Raw genomic sequence first — 21960 nt, forward strand, 5'->3', positions numbered from 1 at the left:
GGATCAACGCTGGGCCAGTTTGTCAGGCGATATGTCACAAAAAAGCCCCTGTCGATTACTCGGCAGGGGCTTTCGTCTGTGGCTGTAAGAAAGCTTACAGGCCAGCAGCGTCCTTCAGCGACTGGGCGCGGTCGGTGCGTTCCCAGGTGAAGGTGGTGAAGGTGTCGTCACCCACGGTTTTCTGCTCAGGGGTACGGCCGAAGTGACCGTAGGCCGCAGTTTCCTGATACATCGGGTGCAGCAGGTCGAGCATGGTGGTGATTGCGTACGGACGCAGGTCGAAGCACTCACGCACCAGCTGGACGATCTTGGCATCGGAAATCTTGCCGGTACCAAAGGTATTCAGCGAGATCGAGGTCGGCTGAGCAACACCGATGGCGTAGGAAACCTGAATCTCGCAACGCTCGGCGAGGCCGGCAGCCACGATGTTCTTGGCGACGTAACGACCGGCGTAGGCCGCCGAACGGTCAACCTTGGATGGATCCTTGCCGGAAAATGCGCCGCCGCCGTGACGGGCCATGCCGCCGTAGGAGTCGACGATGATCTTGCGCCCGGTCAGGCCGCAGTCGCCCACTGGGCCGCCAATGATGAACTGACCAGTCGGGTTGATGTGGAACTGGGTGTCCTTGTGCAGCAGTTCGGCAGGCAGGGTGTGCTTGACGATCAGCTCCATGACGGCTTCTTTGAGGTCTTTTTGCGAGACTTCAGGGTTGTGCTGGGTCGACAGCACGACTGCGTCGATACCAACGACCTTGCCGCCTTCGTAACGGCAGGTGACCTGCGACTTGGCATCCGGACGCAGCCACGGCAGCAGGCCGGACTTGCGCGCTTCGGCCTGGCGCTCGACCAGACGGTGCGAGAAGCAGATCGGTGCTGGCATCAGCACGTCGGTTTCGTTGCTGGCGTAGCCGAACATCAGGCCCTGGTCGCCGGCGCCTTGATCTTCAGGCTTGGAGCGGTCAACGCCCTGGGCGATATCGACCGACTGCTTGCCGATGATGTTCATCACCGCGCAGGTCGCGCCATCGAAGCCGACGTCGGAGCTGTTGTAGCCGATGTCGACGATGACGTCGCGCACGATCTGCTCGAGGTCGACCCAGGCCGAGGTGGTGACTTCGCCGGCAATAATGGCAACACCGGTCTTCACCAAGGTTTCGCAGGCCACACGGGCGAACTTGTCCTGGGTGATGATGGCGTCCAGGACCGCGTCCGAAATCTGGTCGGCGATCTTGTCCGGATGTCCTTCAGACACGGACTCGGAGGTGAAAAGGGAATATTCGCTCATCTCGACGGGTTCCTAAAATTTACCGATGGTGATGTCGCCAGCCGTCCGCTGAAAATGGCGGACTTGGATCTGGAAACCGTTACGCAAGCCCACATACAGGCTGTCTCCGAGAGCCAGCCCTGCTGCCCGGGCCCAACGGGCCAGGTCATCCTGCTCAAAGCCCAGCCAGAGATCGCCGCAGGCCTCGCGGGCCCAATGCTGATCATGGCTGCACAGTTCGGTGACCAGCAGGCTGCCGCCTGCCTTTACCCGTTTGGCCAGCAGGCGCAGGGCCTGGGCCGGATCGCTGAAATGGTGCAAGACCATGTTCAGCACTACGCAGTCGGCTGTCACATCCGTTGCACCCAATGCATCGGCCAACTGCAGGTTTACATTACTCAAGCTTTCTCGTTCACAGACCTGGCGCGCCAGCTCGAGCATGGTCGGGCTGTTGTCCATCGCCGTGACGCTGGCAAAGCGCCGCGCCAGGTCGGGCAGAAAACCACCGTCACCCGGGCCGACTTCAAGGGCACTGGCGTCAGCGCCGAAGCTGAGTTTGTCGAGCAGTGCCAGCAGGCTCTCGCGGTACTGCGGCAAGCCGGCGATCAAGTCCTGCTGGGCACGAAACTTTTCTTCCACACGCAGGAAGAAGTCCTGACTGGTAGCGGCCCGGCGCTGTTGCACCTGGGCAATGCGCGCCTGCACTGCGGCCGGCAACGCGAGGTCGTCGACCTCTTCAAGCAGTGCCGTATGCAGCCGGCCACCGGGGCGCAGGCTGTCGGGCAGGGCGCGCCGGTAGAAGATGGCGTTGCCTTCGCGGCGCGTGGCCACCAGTTCGGCCTGGGCCAGCACCTTGAGGTGATGACTCATGCCGGACTGGCCGACGTCGAAGATCTGCGCCAACTCGAGCACGCCGAACGAGTCACTGGCCAGCGCGCGCAATACATGCAGGCGCAGCTCGTCGCCGCTGGCTTTGCATAAAGCTGCCAGGTCGTCGCTGCGTTGCAGGGCCAATGGTTGCGCGGGAAGATTCATAGCGCGGCAGTCTAGACAGGCAAGGTTGCCCTCGCAAGGGCAATATCAAAAAGTTTTGATATTGGACGATGGATGGCCCGAGTCAGTCCGAACCACCGTCTATTCTCGCGAATCGCTCATCAATCACAGGAAAAACACCCAACTGCGACCATCCGTCATTGCCCCGGAGCCGACTGTGGGGGAAAATGGTCGTCTTTTTTGCGCTTCATTACTTATTCAAGCCCCCAGGAGACTTAGCGATGCCCAGCCGTCGTGATCGTGCCAACGCCATTCGTGCCCTCAGCATGGATGCCGTGCAAAAGGCCAACAGCGGCCATCCCGGTGCCCCAATGGGCATGGCGGATATCGCCGAAGTGCTTTGGCGCGACTACCTGAAGCACAACCCGAGCAACCCGAGCTTCGCCGACCGTGACCGCTTCGTGCTGTCCAACGGCCACGGCTCGATGCTGATCTATTCGCTGCTGCACCTGACCGGCTACGACCTGTCGATCGAAGACCTCAAAGGTTTCCGTCAGCTGCACAGCCGCACCCCGGGCCACCCGGAGTTCGGCTACACCCCAGGCGTCGAAACCACCACCGGCCCACTCGGCCAGGGCCTGGCCAACGCGGTCGGCTTCGCCCTCGCCGAAAAAGTCATGGCGGCGCAGTTCAACCGTGACAGCCACAACATCGTCGACCACAACACCTACGTGTTCCTCGGCGATGGCTGCCTGATGGAAGGCATCTCCCATGAAGTCGCCTCGCTGGCCGGCACTCTGGGCCTGAACAAGCTGGTCGCGTTCTACGACGACAACGGCATCTCCATCGATGGCGAAGTCCACGGCTGGTTCACCGATAACACCCCGGCACGCTTCGAAGCCTACAACTGGCAGGTGATCCGCAACGTCGACGGCCACGATGCCGAAGAAATCAAGATGGCCATCGAGACGGCGCGCAAGAGCGATCGTCCGACCCTGATCTGCTGCAAGACCATCATCGGTTTCGGTTCGCCGAACAAGCAGGGCAAGGAAGACTGCCACGGCGCACCGCTGGGCAATGACGAAATCGCCCTGGCCCGCAAAGAGCTGAACTGGAACTACGGCCCGTTCGAAATCCCGGCCGACATCTATGCCGAGTGGGACGCCAAGGCCGCCGGTGCCAAGGCCGAAGCCGAGTGGAACCAGCGCTTTGAAGCTTACGCCGCTGCTCACCCAGAGCTGGCTGCCGAGTTCAAGCGTCGGATGGCCGGTGACTTGCCTGCCGACTTCTCGGCCAAGGCTCAGGCCTACGTCAACGAAGTTGCTGCCAAGGGTGAAACCATCGCCAGCCGCAAGGCCAGCCAGAACGCCCTGAACGCCTTCGGCCCGCTGCTGCCCGAGTTCCTCGGCGGTTCGGCTGACCTGGCCGGCTCCAACCTGACCTTGTGGAAAGGCTGCAAAGGCGTCGACGCCGTTGATGCCAGCGGCAACTACGTGTTCTACGGCGTGCGCGAATTCGGCATGACCGCGATCATGAACGGCGTCGCCCTGCACGGCGGCCTGGTGCCTTACGGCGCGACCTTCCTGATGTTCATGGAATACGCCCGCAACGCCGTGCGCATGTCGGCTCTGATGAAGCAGCGCGTCATCCACGTCTACACCCACGACTCGATCGGCCTGGGCGAAGACGGCCCGACTCACCAGCCAATCGAGCAGCTGACCAGCCTGCGCAGCACGCCGAACCTGGACACCTGGCGCCCGGCCGATGCGGTCGAGTCGGCGGTTTCCTGGAAGCAGGCACTGCAGCGCAAGGACGGCCCGTCGGCGCTGATCTTCTCGCGTCAGAACCTGCAGCATCAGCAGCGCGATGCGCAGCAGATCGCCGACATCGAGCGCGGCGGTTATGTGCTCAAGGACTGCGCTGGCGAGCCTGAGCTGATCCTCATCGCTACCGGTTCCGAAGTCGGTCTGGCCGTGCAGGCGTTCGACCAACTGAGCGAGCAAGGCCGCAAGGTCCGCGTCGTCTCGATGCCGTGCACCAGCGTGTTCGATGCCCAGGACGCCAGCTACAAGCAGGCTGTGCTGCCGCTTGAAGTCGGTGCACGGATCGCCATCGAGGCTGCCCATGCCGACTTCTGGTACAAGTACGTTGGCCTTGAAGGTCGCGTCATCGGCATGACCACTTACGGCGAATCGGCTCCGGCCTCGGCGCTGTTCGAGGAATTCGGCTTTACCCTGGAGAACATCCTCGGTACCGCTGAAGAGCTGCTGGAAGACTGATTCATCCTGAGCGAGGCGAGGGCGTTGCCCTCGTTTTCGCGACTCAAGGCCGCGCCTACAAGTTATTGCCTGTGCAGTATCTTGTAGGCGCGGCCTTGTGCCGCGACGGTCAATGATCATCCTGTGTTAGCGAGTCCTGCATGTCTCAAGGTCGCCCTTACAAAGTTGCACTCAACGGTTACGGCCGCATTGGCCGCTGTGTCCTGCGCGCGCTGGTTGAGCGGGGGGCTGCTGCGAGCTTCGAGATCGTTGCCTTGAATGACCTGGCCGATCAGGCCAGCCTGGAATACCTGACACGCTTCGACTCCACCCATGGCCGCTTCCCCGGCGAGGTCAAGGTCGATGGCGATTGTCTGCATATCAACGGCGACTGCGTGCAGGTGTTGCGCAGTGCCACCCCGGAAGGCATCGAATGGGCCGCGCTGGAGGTTGACCTGGTGCTCGAATGCACCGGTGCCTACAACACCCGCGCCGATGGCCAGCGCTTTCTCGACGCCGGCGCGCCACGGGTACTGTTCTCGCAGCCGATGGCCAGCGAGGCCGACGTCGACGCCACCATCGTCTATGGCATCAACCAGGCTTGCCTGAGCGGTGCCGAGCAGTTGGTGTCGAATGCCTCCTGCACCACCAACTGCGGCGTGCCGCTGCTGCGCGTGCTGGATCAGGCGTTCGGCATCGAGTACGTGCAGATCACCACCATTCACTCGGCGATGAACGACCAGCCGGTGATCGACGCCTATCACCATGAAGACCTGCGCCGCACCCGCTCGGCGTTTCAGTCGGTGATCCCGGTGTCCACTGGTCTGGCGCGTGGCATCGAACGGCTGCTGCCGGAACTTGCCGGGCGAATTCAGGCCAAAGCGGTGCGTGTGCCCACTGTCAACGTGTCGTGCCTGGACATCACCCTGCAGACCGCCCGTGACACCACCGCTGCCGAGGTCAACCAGGTGCTGCGTGATGCAGCCCTGAGCGGCCCGCTGCGAGGGCTGCTGGCCTACACCGAGCTGCCGCACGCCAGCTGTGATTTCAACCATGACCCGCATTCGGCCATCGTCGATGCCAGCCAGACCCGCGTTTCCGGCCCCCGCCTGGTGAACCTGCTGGCCTGGTTCGACAACGAATGGGGGTTTGCCAACCGTATGCTCGACGTTGCTGATCATTTCCTGCACGTCGTCCACCAAACCCGCAGCAAACAGCCCTGAAGGACTGCATTCATGACCGTGTTGAAGATGACTGACCTCGACCTGCAAGGTAAGCGCGTACTGATTCGCGAAGACCTCAACGTGCCTGTCAAAGACGGTGCGGTTGCCAGCGATGCGCGTATCCTGGCGGCGCTGCCGACCATCAAGCTGGCCCTGGAAAAAGGCGCCGCGGTAATGGTCTGCTCGCACCTCGGTCGGCCAACCGAAGGCGAGTTTTCTGCCGAAAACAGCCTCAAGCCGGTGGCTGACTACCTGAGCAAGGCACTCGGCCGTGAAGTACCGCTGGTGGCCGATTACCTCGACGGCGTTGAAGTCGCCGCCGGTGAGCTGGTGCTGTTCGAGAACGTGCGCTTCAACAAGGGCGAGAAGAAAAACGCCGACGAGCTGGCGCAGCAGTACGCTGCCCTGTGCGACGTATTCGTGATGGATGCGTTCGGCACCGCCCACCGCGCCGAAGGCTCGACCCACGGCGTGGCCAAGTTCGCCAAGGTTGCCGCTGCCGGCCCGCTGCTGGCTGCTGAGCTGGACGCATTGGGCAAGGCCCTGAAAGCGCCTGCCAAGCCAATGGCTGCCATCGTTGCCGGCTCCAAGGTGTCGACCAAGCTCGATGTACTGAACAGCCTCAGCAGCGTCTGCGACCTGCTGATCGTCGGTGGCGGCATTGCCAACACCTTCCTCGCCGCCGCTGGCCACAAAGTCGGCAAGTCGCTGTACGAGCCAGACCTGGTCGACACCGCCAAGGCCATCGCCGCCAAGGTCAATGTGCCGCTGCCGGTCGACGTGGTAGTGGCCAAGGAGTTCGCCGAGAGCGCCGTGGCTACCGTCAAGCTGATCAGCGAGGTTGCCGACGACGACATGATCCTCGACATCGGCCCGCAAACTGCCGAGCAGTTCGCCGAGTTGCTGAAGTCGTCGAAGACCGTGCTGTGGAACGGCCCGGTCGGCGTGTTCGAGTTCGATCAGTTCGGTAACGGCACTAAAGTACTGGCCCAGGCCATTGCCAGCAGCGACGCGTTTTCCATCGCGGGCGGTGGTGACACCCTGGCGGCCATCGATAAATATGGCGTTGGCAGCGATATCTCCTACATTTCTACCGGTGGCGGCGCGTTCCTCGAGTTCGTCGAGGGCAAGGTTCTGCCTGCTGTGGAAATCCTGGAACAACGAGCCAAGGCCTGAGCATGAAGGCGCCTGGCGCAGGGAGCGAGCGGATGCTCAAGCAATTGCCGGTGATGATCGTGGCCTGTCTGTTGGGCGCCTGCTCCAGCGGGCCGGCTGCCGATGACGAGCCGTCGCAGGCGGTGCCGGGCGGCTGTTACCAGTCGCAGTGGCAGGCCGAGACGGTGCCGGTGATCAACAAGCGGCTGGGTCCGGACGGGCTGGAAAAGTACGACGACGAGCACCAACGCAAGGCGCCCGGTTGCCCGTGATGGGTTGGCGGGCAACCTAAACTGGGTTTTGTGGTCTTGGATTAGGGGCCGCATAGCGGAACCATAACGAGGGTTTCGGATGAAAGCGCTATTGGCCCTGATGGCCCTGGCGACCCTGGCAGGCTGCTCGCTGCTGCAGCCGGCACCGGCTGCGCCGACAGACACCTGGACGCGCTGGGTCTGTGATACACAGACCGAAGTATCCTGGCGTTTCGCCGATGCCAACCAGGACTCGGTCGATGTCCGCCTTGGCGGTAATGACCAGGTCTACCGGCTCAAGTCCGAGCCGGGCGCCTCTGGCGCGCTGTACAGCGATGGCGTTCTGGCCCTGCATCTGCGCGGCGAAGAAGGCCTGGTGTACTGGGTAGCAACCAACGATCTGATAGGGCGGGGCTGCAAGGCACCGTGATGGCCGGGTCGCTTCGGCGGCCCACATAACATGAACAGCAACCGCCCTATGGCAGGTTTGCACGAAACAACGACGCTTGTCGGGAGAGAGATACACAATGGCACTCATTAGCATGCGCCAGATGCTGGACCACGCCGCCGAGTTCGGTTACGGCGTTCCAGCTTTCAACGTAAACAACCTCGAGCAGATGCGCGCCATCATGGAAGCCGCCGACAAGACCGACTCTCCGGTCATCGTGCAGGCCTCGGCCGGTGCTCGCAAATACGCCGGTGCACCCTTCCTGCGCCACCTGATCCTGGCGGCAATCGAAGAGTTCCCACACATCCCGGTGTGCATGCACCAGGACCACGGTACCAGCCCTGACGTTTGCCAGCGCTCGATCCAGCTGGGCTTCAGCTCGGTGATGATGGACGGCTCGCTGGGCGAAGACGGCAAGACCCCAACCGACTACGACTACAACGTCCGCGTCACCCAGCAGACCGTCGCCATGGCCCACGCCTGCGGTGTTTCGGTAGAAGGCGAGCTGGGCTGCCTGGGTTCGCTGGAAACCGGCATGGCCGGTGAAGAAGACGGTATCGGCGCCGAAGGCGTGCTCGATCACAGCCAGATGCTGACCGATCCGGAAGAAGCCGCCGACTTCGTCAAGAAGACTCAGGTCGACGCCCTGGCCATCGCCATCGGCACCAGCCACGGCGCCTACAAGTTCACCAAGCCGCCTACCGGCGACGTGCTGGCAATCGACCGCATCAAGGAAATCCACAAGCGCATCCCCAATACCCACCTGGTGATGCACGGTTCTTCCTCGGTACCGCAAGAGTGGCTGGCGATCATCAACCAGTACGGCGGCGACATCAAAGAGACCTACGGCGTACCGGTTGAAGAAATCGTCGAAGGCATCAAGTACGGCGTGCGCAAGGTCAACATCGACACCGACCTGCGCCTGGCCTCGACCGGTGCCATGCGTCGTCTGATGGCGACCAACCCGAGCGAGTTCGACCCACGCAAGTTCTTCGGCGAAACCGTCAAGGCCATGCGTGACGTGTGCATCGCCCGTTACGAAGCCTTCGGCACCGCCGGCAATGCCTCGAAGATCAAACCGATCTCCCTCGAAGGCATGTACCAGCGTTACCTGAAAGGTGAGCTGGCTGCCAAGGTCAACTGATCAGGGCTGGATGCTTGAAAAAACCCGCAGCGATGCGGGTTTTTTTATGTCTGCGAGATGACCGTTAGTCGGCATGGGAAACTAAATTCGGTGATAGCGTTCTGATTCCATTGCACCCCGCCAACTGCGGTCTAGAGTAGACGGGTAGGAAGCAGTCGCTCTTACAAGAGAAGCAGCATGGATGAAGCTCAACCCACTGCAACGGACGGCAAGTCCGTCTTGCTGGTTGTCGACGATTACCCAGAGAACCTGATCAGCATGCGCGCCCTGCTGGCCCGTCAGGATTGGCAGGTATTGACTGCCTGTTCGGGCACCGAGGCGCTCGGCGCGCTGCTCCGCCATGAAGTCGACCTGGTTTTGCTCGACGTGCAGATGCCCGAGATGGACGGCTTTGAAGTCGCCCGCTTGATGCGCGGCAGCCAGCGCACTCGACTCACTCCAATCATTTTCCTGACTGCCAACGAGCAGTCGCAGGATGCCGTACTCAAGGGCTACGCCGCCGGCGCCGTGGATTATCTGTTCAAGCCATTCGACCCGCAGATCCTCAAGCCCAAGGTGCAGGCCTTGCTCGAGCAGCAGCGCAACCGACGCATGCTGCAGCGCCTGACCCGCGAGCTTGAAGCGGCGCGGGCCTTCAATGCCTCGATCCTGGAAAACGCCGCCGAAGGCATCCTGGTGGTGGATGAGAGCGGCACCATCAGCTTTGCCAATCCGGCGATTTCAAGCCTGCTGGATACCCCGGTGCAGGTGCTCCAGGGCGCCCACGTGCTTGACCTGCTGCAACTGGCGACACCGAGCCTGTGGCGCGAGTCGGACTTCTTCAAGGCGTATCAGCAACGGCAGATCTTCCGCGTGCACGATGCGCAGTTGCGCACCGCCGACGGGCAACTGGTGCCGGTGGCGTTGTCCTGCGCGCCGCTGCCGAGCGAGCAGCACGCCATGGTGATTACCCTGCTGGACATGTCAGTGGTGCGCAGCCTGCACCAGCAGCTGGAACAGCAGGCGGTCACCGACCCGCTCACCGGCCTGCTCAATCGGCGCGGCTTCTACCAGGCTGCCGAAGCTGCGCTGCTGCGCAACGAGCACTCGGAGAAGGTCCAGGCACTGATGTACATGGACCTCGATGGCTTCAAGCGGATCAATGATTCGCTCGGGCACGAGGCAGGCGACGAGATCCTGCACTGGGTCGCGTCTCAACTGAAGGATTGCCTGGGCAGCGAGGCGCTGCTGGCACGGATGGGCGGTGACGAATTCACGGCTTTGTTCGACGGCCTGCCGTATCCAGAGCTGGCCGGACGCTTCGCTGAGCGGGTGCTCGAACGCCTGTCGATCACCCACCAGGTAGACGGGATGGATGTATCCCTGGGCGTCAGCATTGGTATCGCCACCTATCCCGACTGCGGCGGCACTTTCGAGGGCCTGTTGCGCGCGGCGGACACGGCGATGTACGCCGCCAAGCATGCTGGCCGTCAGCAATACCGGTTTTACGATCAGGAACTGAACGGCCGTGCGCGGTCGCGGCTGATGCTCGAAGACGGCGTGCGCAGCGCCATCGAGCAAAAGGACTTCAGCCTGGTGTTTCAACCGCAGGTGGCGTTTGCCGATGGCCAGCTGCGTGGTTTCGAGGCGCTGCTGCGCTGGCAGCACCCCAGCGTCGGTGATGTACCGCCGGGCTTGTTCATCCCGTTGCTGGAAGAGACCCGGCTGATCAGCCGGCTGGCCAGCTGGATCTACGATCAGGGTGCTGCCCAGCGCAAGGCTTGGCGCGCGGGCTTTGCCGATGACCTGGTACTGGGGATCAGTCTGAGCCGGGTCCAGTTCGCCATGCCAAATCTGGTCGATGAACTGCAGGCGGTGATCCAGGCGCACGGTTTGCGCCCGGCGCAGCTTGAGGTCGAGGTGGCGGAAACCTCGCTGATGTACAACATCGACGCCGCAGTGAAGCAGCTCAACCGCCTGCGTGAGCTTGGCGTGCGAGTAGCGCTGGACGACTTCGGCGCCGGCGGCTGTTCGCTGCGGATGATCCGCGATCTGCCCATCGACACGCTCAAGCTTGACCGCCATCTGGTCGCGCGCCTGCCCGACTCGGCCAGCGATGCGGCGTTGGTGCGCAGCGTCATTGGCCTGTGCGCCGACTACGCGATCACGGTCATTGCCGAAGGCGTGGAAACCGAAGCCCAGGCGGCCTGGCTGAAGGCGCACGGCTGCTGTTATGTGCAGGGCTTTTTGGTGGCACGGCCGATGACCGCTGCCGATGCGAGCGGCTTTCCATTGTTTTTCCACTGGCCCGGGCAATGATTGGCTAGAATCGCGTGTGCTTTTATCGACCGCCGTGCCATGACCGACCTACGTTACCTGCAAGCCTACCCACCGCACCTGCAAGAGCAGGTGCGGCAGATGATCGCCAGCGACCGCCTGGGCGAGTACCTGCGCCAGCGCTATCCCGCCCGTCACCAGGTGCAGAATGACAAGGCGTTGTACGCCTACGCTCAGGAACTGAAGCAGAGCTACCTGCGCAGTGCGCCGAACCTGGACAAGGTGCTGTTCGACAACCGCCTCGACCTGACCCACCGCGCCCTGGGTCTGAATACAGCTGTGTCGCGGGTGCAGGGCGGCAAGCTCAAGGCCAAGAAAGAAATCCGCATCGCGGCCTTGTTCAAGGACGCCGCGCCAGAGTTTCTGCGCATGATCGTCGTGCATGAGCTGGCGCACCTGCGTGAGCGCGACCACAGCAAGGCGTTCTACCAGCTCTGCCAGCACATGGAGCCGGATTACCATCAACTGGAATTCGACCTGCGCGTTTACCTGACCTACCAGGAACTGCCCAATCAATCCTAAGGACCCCGAGCATGGAAGTGAGCAAGACCAAGAGCAGCTTCTACCGCCGCCTGTACGTCGCCTGGCTGATCGACAGCCAGACCGCCGCCAGCGTACCGGCCTTGACCGAAGCCACCGGCATGCCCCGGCGTACCGCTCAGGACACCATCGCTGCGCTGGCCGACCTCGACATCATCTGCGAATTCGAGCAGGAGAGCGGCGCCCGCAACCATGCCGGGCAGTACCGCATCCGCGACTGGGGTGCGATCGACAAGCAGTGGATCGGCGCGCATCTGGCGCACATCCGTAAGGTGCTGGGCTACCCCTGAATCAATCTGCAGCGGGTCGCTCGCGGCCGCTGCACTTTCCCTGCCTGCCGCGCCTGGCTTAGCATGGCGCGCTTTACCCTCAGGAATGCTTGCGATGTCTGCACCCCGGCCGGCGCTCAGCCCCCGCTTCAGCAACTACGCCGCCATGGCCGATGGCGTCGCCACGCTGCTGTTTCCGCATGCTGAAGTGGTGGTGCATGACCTGCGCAGCCAGACCATCGTGCACATCGCCAACAATATCTCCAAGCGCCAGTTGGGCGACGACTCGGCGCTGCACGACTTGCCCGCCGACCTCAATGGCGCTACCCGCCTGGGTCCGTACGAAAAGCTCAACTGGGACGGCCAGAAAATTCGCTCGATCAGCAGTGTGATGCTCGATGACAACGGCCAGCCCGAAGCGCTGCTGTGCATCAACTTCAACGTATCGCTGCTGGAGCAGGCCAGGCAGGCGCTGGATGTGTTCTTCCAGGCCAGCCGCCTGCTACCGCAACCTGAAGTGCTGTTTCGTGATGACTGGCAGGAGCGCATCAACACCTTCATGCACAGCTGGCTGGCCGAACGTAGCCAGAGCCTCAACACGCTGGAGCGCGAGCACAAGCGCGAGCTGATCGAGGCCCTGCATGGCGAAGGGGCGTTCCGCGGCAAGAGCGCTTATGACTATGTGGCCAACGTGCTGAACATGGGCCGGGCGACCGTCTACAAGTACGTGAAGCTCGCTCGCGAAAGCTGATACCTGTCGACCTGCTCGCTGGTGCTTGCGCGCCGTGGAAATAAAATCTATCGTAGATTTAATTTCCATATGAGTGCGCTGCCTGGGTAGCGCTCTGTCACCGAGAGCATTACCGATGATCGACGACCAAGCACTGGGCTCCCTGCAGCAGGCCATCACTGAAGCACACACCGCGCTGCGCCCGCAGGTCGCGGTCACGCCGTTGACCTTGAGCAGCCGCCTGAGTGCTTTGAGCGGCTGTGAGGTTTACCTCAAGTGCGAGCACCTGCAGCACACCGGCTCGTTCAAATACCGCGGTGCCAGCAACAAGCTGCGCCTGCTTGACCCGGTCCAGCGCCAGCGTGGCGTCATCACCGCGTCCTCTGGCAACCACGGCCAGGGCCTTGCCTTGGCCGGCCAGGCACTGGGCGTGCCGGTCAGCGTCTACACCACCACGCAGGCCTCCAGCTATAAGCTGGAAGCAATGCGCGCACTGGGCGCCGAGGTCATCAGCCTTGATCTCGATCCGCTCGGCGCCGAACTGGAAGCCGGGCGCCAGGCGCAGTTGCAAGGCAAACCGTACGTGTCGCCGTACAACGACTACCAGATCATCGCCGGTCAGGGTACGGTCGGAATGGAACTGTTCGAGCAGCAGCCGGAGCTGGATGCGGTGTTCGTGGCTGTGGGCGGTGGTGGTCTGATTAGCGGCATTGCAGCGGCCCTGCATGGCCTGTCGGCGAAAACCCGCATCGTTGGTTGCTGGCCAGCCAACTCACCGGCCCTGCATGCCTCACTCGCAGCCGGGCGGATCATCGAGGTCGACGAGGAGGAGACTATCTCGGATGGCACCGCCGGCGGCGTCGAACCCGACAGCGTTACCCTCGGCCTGTGCCAACGGCTGTTGAGTCAGCGCGTGTTGGTCAGTGAGGCGCAGATCAAGGCTGCCATGCGTGAGGTCGCCGCCAGCGAGCGCTGGATCATCGAGGGCGCCGCAGGCGTGGCGATGGCCGGCATGCTGGCGCTGGCCGAGGAGTATCGCGGCAAGAAAGTCGCAGTCGTGCTGTGCGGCCGCAATATCGTGCTGGAGAAATACCTCGAGGCTATAGCATGAAGGTCTACGAGCTGCCGGCGATCATGGCCGCGCTGGATGCCCATCAGGCCATGTGCGCCATCGAACTGGGCTTTGTCGCTTATTCCGCAGGCCGGGTGCAGGTGCCACCGGTGCAGGCATTCGGCTTCCCTCAGGCAAATGGCGACTGCTGTATCAAATCGGCCTATGTCGAGGGCAGTGAGACCTTCACGGTCAAGGTTTCCACTGGTTTCTACAGCAACCCGCAGCAGGGCTTGCCGAGCAACGACGGGCTGATGCTGGTGCTCAGTGCCAGCACCGGCCAGCCGTTGGCGCTGCTGGCGGATCAGGGTTGGTTAACCTGCATGCGCACCGCCCTGGCTGGGCGCATCGCGGCACGGTTGCTGGCGCCGAACCGGGTCGAAGCGATCGGCATCCTCGGCACCGGCATGCAGGCGCGCTTGCAGCTGGAGCAGTTGCTGGCAGTCACCGCCTGCCGCGAGGTGCTGGTGTGGGGTCGTAGTGACGCCGCGCGGTGCGACTACAGGGCGTTTGCCGAGGCGCTGGGCTGCACGGTGCGCTGTGTCGAGCAACCGCGGCTAGTGGCCGAGGCGGCCAACCTGCTGGTCTGCGCCACGCCTTCCCGCGAGCCGCTGCTGCAACGTGAATGGCTGCTGCCCGGCAGCCATATCACCGCGGTTGGTGCCGATGCACCAGGCAAGCAGGAACTGGCGGTGGAGCTGGTCGCCAGTGCTCAGCGGATCATTGTCGATTCGCGCCGCCAATGTAGCCAGTACGGCGAGGTGTCTCATGCGCTCAAGGCCGGTTTGATAGCCCCAAGCCAGCTGAGCGAACTCGGCGAGGTGCTGGCAGGGCACGCGACCGGGCGCGAACACGACGGGCAACTGACTCTCGCCGATCTGACCGGCGTTGCGGTGCAGGATGCGCAGATTGCCCGCTGCGTGCTGGAGGTGCTGCAACGCTGACCAATTGGGCCTCGCAACGAGGCCTGATTATTGCTTTGGCAAGTAATCTGCCGGCTTGGCCAAAATAGAGGCCATTTGACATCATTGTCCGCTGTCGGCAGTCCCGCGGATCTGTATTCTGCTCGGTATGACGGAGCACATGTTACCGTCATCCGCGGGAGCCCCCCATTGCCAAAAGGATTCGTGCATGCGGCCACTGCTGTGCCTTGCCGGGCTGTTGCTGGCGTTGCTGGCCTCGCCTGCAGCTGCAGAGCAAAAACTGCGTCTGGTTGCCGACAGCTGGCCGCCGTTCACCGACGCCAGCCTGCCCGGCGGTGGCCTAGCGACCAGCCTGGTGACCACGGCGCTGACGCGCGCAGGCTTTGCCAGTGAATACGAAGAAGTGCCCTGGGCGCGTGCGTTGAAAGGGTTGGGCGAAGGACGATACGACGTGCTGGTCAACGCCTGGTACAACGAGTCGCGCACCCAGATCGGGCAGTTTTCCGGTGCCTTCCTGAGTAACCGTATCCGCTTGCTCAAGCGCCAGGGTGAGGCCTTCACTTATCAGCGCCAGGCTGACCTGTACCCCTACAGCATCGCCGTGGTGCGCGGTTATGCCTATTCGCCGAGCTTCGACGATGACAGCCGCCTGAGCAAGGTACAGGTGCGCAATTTCTCCTCAGCTGTGCGCATGCTGGCGGCCGGGCGGGTCAAGCTGGCAGTGGAAGACGAGTACGTCGCACGTTACAACCTGCAGCGCGAGCCGCAGCAGGTGCGTGACTCGGTCAGTTTTGTCGATCCGCCGCTGGGTGAGAACAGCCTGCACATTCTTGTCAGCTTGCAGCACCCGCAACATCGGCAGATCGTGCAGCGCTTCGAGCGCGCCATCGCGGCCATGAAAGCCGATGGCAGTTATCAGCGCCTGCTGCGCCAGCATGGCTTTTGAGCCCAGGCTCAGCTCGGCGCACCTTCCTTGATCAGGTGCGCGGCCATGGTCCGCAGTGGGCCGAGCTGGCGGCAGATCAAGGCCAGCTGCGTCTGCACCAGACGCTGATGCTCATCCAGCTCTTCCGGCATCTGCTCGAGGGCATTGGCCAAGGCTTCTTCTTCATCACTGTGAATCGCCACCGGCAGGCGCGCGGCCAGGCCGTTGGCGATCTGGTCGAGGCTGTTGGCCAGGCTGACCCCGGCACCGTCGATCAGTTGCTCGTGGACCTCTGGCGGCAGCGCCGTATCGCGGTGCGCACCTAGTCCTGACAGGTAGCTGAGCAAGGTGTGCGAGAGCACCAGGAAGCGGAAACCGACATCGGCTTCCTTACGGAAGTGGCCAGGCTCCATCAGCATGTTGGCCAGAGTGGTCGACAGCGCTGCGTCAGCGTTGTGCGCATTGCGCCGGGCCAGGCGATAGGCGAGGTCGTCGCGTTTGCCGTACGCATACTGCTGCATGATCTGGCGCAGGTACTCGCTGGCGCAGGTCAAAGTATTGGCCAGCACCTTGTTCAGCCGCCGCCCCTGCCAGTCGGGCAGGAACAGGAACACCGCCAGAATGGCGATCAGGCTGCCGACCAGGGTATCGAACAGGCGCGGCAGGAACAGGCCGTAACCGTCGCCGATCTGGTTGAAGCAGAACAGCACCATCAGCGTGATTGCCGCCGTGGCCAGGGTATAGCGGGTGGTGCGGTTGACGAAGAACACCACCCCGGCAACCACCGCGAACAACGACTGCACCACCGGGTTAGGGAACAGATCGAACAACGCCCAGCCGACCGTCAGGCCGATCGCCGTGCCGAAAATCCGCTGCACCAGCTTGCGCCGCGTCGCGCCATAGTTGGGCTGGCAGACGAACAGCGTGGTGAGGATGATCCAGTAACCCTGGGTCGGGTGAATCAGATGCACCATGCCATAGCCGATTGATAGCGCCAGCGGCAGGCGCAGGGCGTGGCGGAACAGCAGCGAAGTCGGCGTCAGCTGCGTGCGCAGGCGGCTCCAGACGTCCTTGAAGTTGCGCGGCGAGCGGTCCAGCAGGCTGCTGTCACTGGCATCGGCAAGGCCGTCCGGGTTGCTGGCGTCGGCGAGCAGGCGGTCCAGCGTGGCGAGGTTGCCGGCCAGCGCCCGCAGCGAGCGCAGCAGGCCGCGCCAGGCTGGGTTGCTCTGGATGCGCAGGTGTTCCAGGGAGGCGTGCAGGTCTTCCAGCGCCTCGGCAAAACCGCTGCCGTAGACGAACGGCTGGCGCATGCGGATCGATTCCGACAGCTGCTGGCAGGCCGAGCCTTGCTGGCGCAACAGGCGCTGGCAGCGGAACATCACGTCGCTGTGGAAAAACGCCTCGGCCAGGGCGTTGTACGGATAGTGCGAGGCACTCACGCGCTCGTGAATGTCCTGGGCCAGGAAATACAGCTTGAGGTAGCGGCTGACCTTGGAGTTGGGTTGGCTGTTGCCGACCCGGTGCAGGATGATCTCTTTGGCGGCGTTGAGGGCTGCGACCACCTTGCCGTTCTGCTGGGCCAGCTCCAGCCGTCGCGATTCCACTTCAAGGTTGCGAATTGGCTCGAACAGGTTGGCCTTGAGCTTGAGGTAGCGGCCCAGCTCGTAGAACAGCTTGGCCAGGCTCTGCTGCACCGGCTGATTGGAGAACAGCGCCTGCCACAGCACCGACAGCAGCCCATACCAGGCAGCGCCTGCCACCAGCAGCAACGGCTCGTGCCAGAAGTCGGTGACCTCACCGCCGCGCTGGTCGACGCCGATCATGGTGTACACCGAGAGGATCAAGGTCGCCGAGGCAATCGCGCCATAGCGCTCGCCCAAGGCGCCGAGCATGGTCAGGCAGAACGCCGCCAGGGCCAGGGCGAAGGCAAAGATCCAGGGGTAGGGGAACAGCAGCTCGACCGACAGCGCGGCGATGGCAAAACAGGCCAGGGTCACCAGCAGGGCGCTGAGGCGGCCCTGCCAGCCGTCGTCGGTCTCGGCCAGGGCGCTGGCGATGATCCCCAGAAACAGCGGGATCAACAGCTTCATTTCATCTTGATACCAACACAAGGCCATGCTGCCGGTGAGGGCGATGGTCACCCGGATGGCATAACTGAACTTGTCCTGGCCCCACAAACGACGCAGAGAATGACGAAACGAGCTCGATGACATAGTGGCCTGCTGGCAGTGATCGATGAGAACCTTTCAGGGCATTGCTGAAAGGATTCTACATTACACGAACTGCGCCGCGGCATTGGCAGAAGCCCAGGCCCACTGGAAATTAAATCCGCCGAGATGGCCGCTGACATCGAGCACTTCACCGATGAAATACAGCCCAGGGCTTTTCAGCGATTCCATGGTCTTGGACGACACTTCGCGGGTGTCGACGCCGCCCAGGGTGACCTCGGCCGTGCGATAACCTTCGGTGCCGGCCGGCACCACCTGCCAGCAGGCCAGCTTGTCAGCGATCTGTGCCAGCTCGGCCGGGGTGTACTGCTTCATCGGCTTGGATTCGAACCACTGCTCGGCCAGCAGGTTTGCCAGCTTGCGCGTGAACACCTCGCCGAGCACGGTCTTCAGCTCGCTGTTGGCGCGCTCGATTTGCTGGCTTTGCAGCCAGTCCAGCGCGTCACGGTCAGGCAGCAGGTTGATCTCGACGCTGTCGCCGGCCTCCCAGAACGAAGAAATCTGCAGAATCGCCGGGCCACTCAAGCCGCGGTGAGTAAACAGCAGGTTCTCGCGGAAGCTGCTGCCGTTGCAGCTGGCGGTGCAGTCCAGCGAGGTGCCCGAAAGCTCGGTGCACATGGCCTTGAGCTGCGGCTCGGTGATGGTGAACGGCACCAGCCCGGCACGGGTTGGCAGCAAGGTGTGGCCGAACTGGCGCGCCACCTGGTAGCCGAAGCCGCTGGCGCCCAACGTCGGGATCGACAACCCGCCGGTGGCGATCACCAGCGACTGGCAGGCGAACGGGCCGGCGCTGGTCTGCAGCCGATAACCCTCGGCGGTTTTCTCGATGGTCTCGATGCTGGTGTCCATGCGCAGGTCCACCCCGGCAGCGTCGCATTCAGCCAGCAGCAAATCGAGGATGTCGCTGGACTTGTTGTCGCAGAACAGCTGACCGAGCTTCTTCTCGTGATACGGCACCTGGTGCTTGGCCACCAGTTCGATGAAGTCCCACTGGGTATAGCGGGCCAGCGCCGATTTGCAGAAGTGCGGGTTGTTCGAGAGGAAGTTGCTCGGCTCGGTGTACATGTTGGTGAAGTTGCAACGCCCGCCACCCGACATGAGGATCTTCTTGCCCGGTTTGTTGGCATGGTCGAGCAGCAGCACGCGGCGGCCACGGTTGGCGCTGAGCTGAGCGCACATCAGGCCGGCGGCGCCAGCGCCGAGGATGATCACGTCGGTGGAGTGCACGGGAGTTACCTAGAATCAGTTGAACAGAAGGTGAGGCCAACCCTGCGCCGCCGGCACAGGGTTGCTGTAGCTATCAGAGGATCCGCACTCTCAGCGCGCGGCCCTTGATCTTGCCGCTGTTGAGGCGCTGCACGGCCTGCTTGGCCAATGCTCGCTCGACCGCAACCAAGGCCTGGAAGTCGAAGATGGCGATCTTGCCGACCTGCTTGCCAGGGATGCCGGCGTCGCCGGTCAGTGCACCGAGGATGTCACCCGGGCGCAGCTTGTCTTTACGCCCGGCGCCGATGCACAGAGTGACCATTACCGGCAGCAGCGGCTCGCCGCCCTGGCTCTTGAGGTTGTCCAGCTGTTCCCAGCGCAGGGGGCGCTTCTGTTGCTGCTCGATGGCCTGGGCGCGATGGCCTTCGGCGGGAGCGACCAGGCTGACGGCGACGCCCTTTTCGCCAGCACGGCCGGTACGGCCGACTCGGTGTACGTGGATTTCGGCATCACGCGCCAGTTCGACGTTGATGACCATGTCCAGGCCGTCGATATCCAGGCCGCGCGCGGCAACGTCGGTGGCAACCAGCACCGAGATGCTACGGTTGGCGAACATCGCCAGCACCTGGTCGCGGTCACGCTGCTCCAGATCGCCATGCAGCGCCTGGGCAACGATGCCCTTGGCGGTCAGGTGGTTGACCACTTCGTCGCACTGCTGCTTGGTGAAGCAGAACGCCACGCACGATTCAGGGCGGTAGTGCGCGAGCACGCGGGTCAGCGCTTCAAGGCGCTGCTGCGGGTCGATCTCGATGAAGCTCTGCTCGATCTGGGTTTCGCTGTGCAGCGCGTCGACCTTGACCTGCTGCGGCTTGCGCATGAAATCAGCAGCCAGTTGCTCGATGCCGCTCGGGTAGGTGGCCGAGAACAGCAAGGTCTGCCGGCGCGACGGGGTCTTGCCGATGATCGCGGCAATGGCGTCGAAGAAGCCCATGTCGAGCATGCGGTCGGCTTCGTCGAGCACCAGCGTGTTGAGCCCGTCGAGGACCAGCGTGCCCTTGTCCAGATGCTGCTGAACCCGGCCCGGAGTGCCAACGATGATGTGCGCGCCGTGCTCCAGCGAGGCGATCTGCGGGCCGAGCGAAACCCCACCGCAGAGGGTCAGGATCTTGATGTTGTCTTCCGCCCGGGCCAGCCGGCGCAGTTCTTTGGCCACCTGGTCAGCCAGCTCGCGGGTCGGGCACAGGACCAGTGCCTGGCAGCCGAAGTAGCGCGGGTTGAGCGGATTGAGCAAGCCGATGCCAAAGGCGGCAGTCTTGCCGCTGCCGGTCTTGGCCTGGGCGATCAGGTCCTGGCCACGCAGGATCACCGGCAGGCTCTGGGCCTGGATCGGGGTCATCGCGGCATAGCCGAGCGCCTCCAGGTTGGCCAGCATGGCGGCAGACAAGGGCAAAGAGGCAAATGCGGTGGATTCGGTGGTCACGAGGCGGGCCTGGGTAGCAAAGCGAAAAATGCCCGATAGTCTACCAGCCTCGTGGCCATTCCCCCTAAGGTTCGATCTCGGCTTCCGGACGACGGGCACGCCTGCCGTCGCTTGGCGCCAGTTGCAGGAAGATCGCCGCTGCCAGCATCGACATCAGGCCGATGGTGAAGAAGGTCAGCTGGAAGGCCCCCAGCACGCTCTCAACGCCATCGCCGTTACCAGCCGCGGTGAAGCCGCCGAGCAGGGCACCGGCACAGGCCACGCCCAGGCTCAAGGCCAGTTGCGCAACCACCGAAAGCAAGCCGTTGCCGCTGCTGGCGCTGGCATCGTCGAGATCGATCAGGGTCACCGTGTTCATCGCGGTGAACTGCAGCGAATTGACTGCACCGAGCAACGACAGCTGCACCAGCAACAAAGCATACGGCGTCTGCTCATCGACCAGGCCCAGGCTCGCCAAGAGGATGCCCAGCAGCACGGTATTGCCGGTGAGGATGATGCGGTAGCCGAGCCGCTCGATCAGCGGCCGTGCTACCGACTTGGCAACCATCGCCGCTGCTGCCAGAGGGATCATGCTCATGCCGGCCTGGGACGGCGAATAGCCCAGGGCGATCTGCAGCAGCAGCGGCACCAGAAAGGGCAGGGCACCGCTGCCCAGACGGGCGAACAGGTTGCCGAGAATACCGATGGCGAAGGTGCGCACGCGGAACAGGCTGGGCGAGAACAGCGGCTCGGGATCGCGCCCGGCGCGCAGCCAGTAGGCCGCCAGGCATGCCATGCCGGCAAACAGCAGCAACATCACCCGCAGGTGCGGCATGTGCAGCTCGCCCAGGCCTTCCATGGCAATGGTGATCAGCACCATCGCTGCACCAAACAGAAGGAACCCTGGCGTATCGAAGGTCGTGCGCTCGCTGCCGCGCAGGTCGGGGATGAACTTCCATACCGCCCAACAGCCCAGCGCACCCACCGGCAGGTTGAGCAAGAAGATCCAGTGCCAACTGAGGATTTCTACCAGCCAGCCACCGACGGTCGGCCCCAGCAGCGGGCCGAGCAGGCCGGGGATGGTGATGAAGCTCATGATCCGCACCAGCTCTGAACGCGGGTAGGCGCGCAGCACCACGAGCCGCCCGACCGGCAGCATCAAGGCACCGCCCAGGCCCTGAATGATCCGCGCCCCGATCAGGAAACCGAGGCTGTTGGCCAGGGCGCACAGCAGTGAGCCAAAGCTGAACAAGAGGATCGCGCTGAAGAAGATCCGCTTGGTGCCAAAGCGGTCGGAGATCCAGCCCGAGGCCGGGATCAGCAAGGCCACGGTGAGCATGTAGGCGATGATCACCCCTTGCATGCGCAGCGGGTCTTCTTCGAGCGAGCGCGCCATCGCCGGCAGCGCGGTGTTGAGGATGGTGCCGTCGAGTGACTGCATGAAAAAGGCAATCGCCACCACCCACGGGATCCAGCGGGCGGTGACAGGGTCAAGCGGTGCGCGATCGGTCATGGCG

At 63.2% G+C, this 21960-nt stretch carries 19 protein-coding genes; 13 read left to right on the plus strand and 6 right to left on the minus strand.

Annotation, left to right across the window (positions count from 1 at the left end):
• Positions 1-94 precede the first annotated feature (94 nt).
• Positions 95-1285, minus strand: a complete 1191-nt coding sequence (gene metK / locus K3F44_RS21885; RefSeq protein ID WP_103435795.1) for a methionine adenosyltransferase — start codon at positions 1283-1285, stop codon at positions 95-97.
• Between the two features lie 12 nt (positions 1286-1297).
• On the minus strand, positions 1298-2299 hold the full coding sequence (locus K3F44_RS21890; RefSeq protein WP_181089555.1) for a metalloregulator ArsR/SmtB family transcription factor: 1002 nt from the start codon (positions 2297-2299) through the stop codon (positions 1298-1300).
• Between the two features lie 239 nt (positions 2300-2538).
• Here K3F44_RS21890 and tkt point away from each other — a divergent pair, with 239 nt between their 5' ends.
• The 13 genes from tkt (at position 2539) to K3F44_RS21955 (ending at position 15571) form a co-directional block, all read left to right on the plus strand.
• Positions 2539-4536 carry a transketolase gene (gene tkt / locus K3F44_RS21895; protein ID WP_150573376.1) on the plus strand — a complete coding sequence of 666 codons (1998 nt, stop codon included), beginning with the start codon at positions 2539-2541 and terminating at the stop codon, positions 4534-4536.
• A gap of 140 nt (positions 4537-4676) precedes the next feature.
• Positions 4677-5738 (plus strand): erythrose-4-phosphate dehydrogenase, encoded by a 1062-nt coding sequence (gene epd, locus K3F44_RS21900; protein WP_220632954.1) that lies wholly within the window; start codon positions 4677-4679, stop codon positions 5736-5738.
• Positions 5739-5750: 12 nt separating this feature from the next.
• Positions 5751-6914: a phosphoglycerate kinase gene (locus K3F44_RS21905; RefSeq protein WP_150571185.1), complete on the plus strand. Its 1164-nt coding sequence runs from the start codon at positions 5751-5753 to the stop codon at positions 6912-6914.
• Between the two features lie 32 nt (positions 6915-6946).
• Positions 6947-7165, plus strand: coding sequence for a hypothetical protein (locus K3F44_RS21910; RefSeq protein WP_101315786.1), 219 nt, complete (start codon positions 6947-6949; stop codon positions 7163-7165).
• Between the two features lie 79 nt (positions 7166-7244).
• Positions 7245-7574 (plus strand): MliC family protein, encoded by a 330-nt coding sequence (locus K3F44_RS21915; RefSeq protein ID WP_220632955.1) that lies wholly within the window; start codon positions 7245-7247, stop codon positions 7572-7574.
• Positions 7575-7671: 97 nt separating this feature from the next.
• Complete coding sequence (gene fba / locus K3F44_RS21920; RefSeq protein ID WP_101315791.1) at positions 7672-8736, plus strand: class II fructose-bisphosphate aldolase; 1065 nt, start codon at positions 7672-7674, stop codon at positions 8734-8736.
• Between the two features lie 177 nt (positions 8737-8913).
• Positions 8914-11034, plus strand: a complete 2121-nt coding sequence (locus K3F44_RS21925; protein WP_220632956.1) for a bifunctional diguanylate cyclase/phosphodiesterase — start codon at positions 8914-8916, stop codon at positions 11032-11034.
• A gap of 39 nt (positions 11035-11073) precedes the next feature.
• Entirely contained in the window at positions 11074-11574 is a 501-nt protein-coding gene (locus K3F44_RS21930) for a M48 family metallopeptidase (protein WP_101315795.1), read from the plus strand.
• 11 nt (positions 11575-11585) lie between these two features.
• Positions 11586-11882 carry a helix-turn-helix domain-containing protein gene (locus K3F44_RS21935; RefSeq protein WP_101315797.1) on the plus strand — a complete coding sequence of 99 codons (297 nt, stop codon included), beginning with the start codon at positions 11586-11588 and terminating at the stop codon, positions 11880-11882.
• 94 nt (positions 11883-11976) lie between these two features.
• The gene (locus K3F44_RS21940; protein ID WP_103435802.1) at positions 11977-12612 is read left to right on the plus strand and encodes a transcriptional regulator; all 636 of its coding nucleotides are present in this window, start codon (positions 11977-11979) and stop codon (positions 12610-12612) included.
• Between the two features lie 115 nt (positions 12613-12727).
• Entirely contained in the window at positions 12728-13702 is a 975-nt protein-coding gene (locus K3F44_RS21945) for a threonine/serine dehydratase (RefSeq protein ID WP_220632957.1), read from the plus strand.
• A complete protein-coding gene (locus K3F44_RS21950; RefSeq protein WP_220632958.1) occupies positions 13699-14646 on the plus strand; it encodes an ornithine cyclodeaminase family protein in 948 nt (315 codons plus the stop codon). Before K3F44_RS21945 ends, K3F44_RS21950 begins: the two co-directional genes overlap by 4 nt.
• Before the next feature lie 187 nt (positions 14647-14833).
• Positions 14834-15571, plus strand: coding sequence for an ABC transporter substrate-binding protein (locus K3F44_RS21955; protein ID WP_220632959.1), 738 nt, complete (start codon positions 14834-14836; stop codon positions 15569-15571).
• 8 nt (positions 15572-15579) lie between these two features.
• Here K3F44_RS21955 and yccS read toward each other — a convergent pair whose 3' ends face one another.
• The 4 genes from yccS to mdtD all read right to left on the minus strand — a co-directional run bounded on the left by yccS (position 15580) and on the right by mdtD (position 21956).
• A complete protein-coding gene (gene yccS, locus K3F44_RS21960; RefSeq protein WP_150571088.1) occupies positions 15580-17763 on the minus strand; it encodes a YccS family putative transporter in 2184 nt (727 codons plus the stop codon).
• Positions 17764-17823: 60 nt separating this feature from the next.
• Positions 17824-19005 carry an NAD(P)/FAD-dependent oxidoreductase gene (locus K3F44_RS21965; RefSeq protein WP_150571089.1) on the minus strand — a complete coding sequence of 394 codons (1182 nt, stop codon included), beginning with the start codon at positions 19003-19005 and terminating at the stop codon, positions 17824-17826.
• Positions 19006-19078: 73 nt separating this feature from the next.
• Entirely contained in the window at positions 19079-20464 is a 1386-nt protein-coding gene (dbpA, locus tag K3F44_RS21970) for an ATP-dependent RNA helicase DbpA (RefSeq protein ID WP_101315812.1), read from the minus strand.
• Positions 20465-20528: 64 nt separating this feature from the next.
• On the minus strand, positions 20529-21956 hold the full coding sequence (gene mdtD / locus K3F44_RS21975) for a multidrug transporter subunit MdtD (RefSeq protein WP_101315814.1): 1428 nt from the start codon (positions 21954-21956) through the stop codon (positions 20529-20531).
• Positions 21957-21960 lie beyond the last annotated feature (4 nt).

The sequence above is a fragment of the Pseudomonas sp. S07E 245 genome (assembly GCF_019599025.1).
GTDB classification, from domain to species: domain Bacteria; phylum Pseudomonadota; class Gammaproteobacteria; order Pseudomonadales; family Pseudomonadaceae; genus Aquipseudomonas; species Aquipseudomonas shirazensis.

Bases quoted from the DNA above. Each gene is read 5' to 3' on its own strand.
- metK (WP_103435795.1), bottom strand. From the start codon at position 1,285: ATGAGCGAATATTCCCTTTTCACCTCCGAGTCCGTGTCTGAAGGACAT.
- K3F44_RS21890 (WP_181089555.1), bottom strand. From the start codon at position 2,299: ATGAATCTTCCCGCGCAACCATTGGCCCTGCAACGCAGCGACGACCTG.
- tkt (WP_150573376.1), top strand. From the start codon at position 2,539: ATGCCCAGCCGTCGTGATCGTGCCAACGCCATTCGTGCCCTCAGCATG.
- epd (WP_220632954.1), top strand. From the start codon at position 4,677: ATGTCTCAAGGTCGCCCTTACAAAGTTGCACTCAACGGTTACGGCCGC.
- K3F44_RS21905 (WP_150571185.1), top strand. From the start codon at position 5,751: ATGACCGTGTTGAAGATGACTGACCTCGACCTGCAAGGTAAGCGCGTA.
- K3F44_RS21910 (WP_101315786.1), top strand. From the start codon at position 6,947: ATGCTCAAGCAATTGCCGGTGATGATCGTGGCCTGTCTGTTGGGCGCC.
- K3F44_RS21915 (WP_220632955.1), top strand. From the start codon at position 7,245: ATGAAAGCGCTATTGGCCCTGATGGCCCTGGCGACCCTGGCAGGCTGC.
- fba (WP_101315791.1), top strand. From the start codon at position 7,672: ATGGCACTCATTAGCATGCGCCAGATGCTGGACCACGCCGCCGAGTTC.
- K3F44_RS21925 (WP_220632956.1), top strand. From the start codon at position 8,914: ATGGATGAAGCTCAACCCACTGCAACGGACGGCAAGTCCGTCTTGCTG.
- K3F44_RS21930 (WP_101315795.1), top strand. From the start codon at position 11,074: ATGACCGACCTACGTTACCTGCAAGCCTACCCACCGCACCTGCAAGAG.
- K3F44_RS21935 (WP_101315797.1), top strand. From the start codon at position 11,586: ATGGAAGTGAGCAAGACCAAGAGCAGCTTCTACCGCCGCCTGTACGTC.
- K3F44_RS21940 (WP_103435802.1), top strand. From the start codon at position 11,977: ATGTCTGCACCCCGGCCGGCGCTCAGCCCCCGCTTCAGCAACTACGCC.
- K3F44_RS21945 (WP_220632957.1), top strand. From the start codon at position 12,728: ATGATCGACGACCAAGCACTGGGCTCCCTGCAGCAGGCCATCACTGAA.
- K3F44_RS21950 (WP_220632958.1), top strand. From the start codon at position 13,699: ATGAAGGTCTACGAGCTGCCGGCGATCATGGCCGCGCTGGATGCCCAT.
- K3F44_RS21955 (WP_220632959.1), top strand. From the start codon at position 14,834: ATGCGGCCACTGCTGTGCCTTGCCGGGCTGTTGCTGGCGTTGCTGGCC.
- yccS (WP_150571088.1), bottom strand. From the start codon at position 17,763: ATGTCATCGAGCTCGTTTCGTCATTCTCTGCGTCGTTTGTGGGGCCAG.
- mdtD (WP_101315814.1), bottom strand. From the start codon at position 21,956: ATGACCGATCGCGCACCGCTTGACCCTGTCACCGCCCGCTGGATCCCG.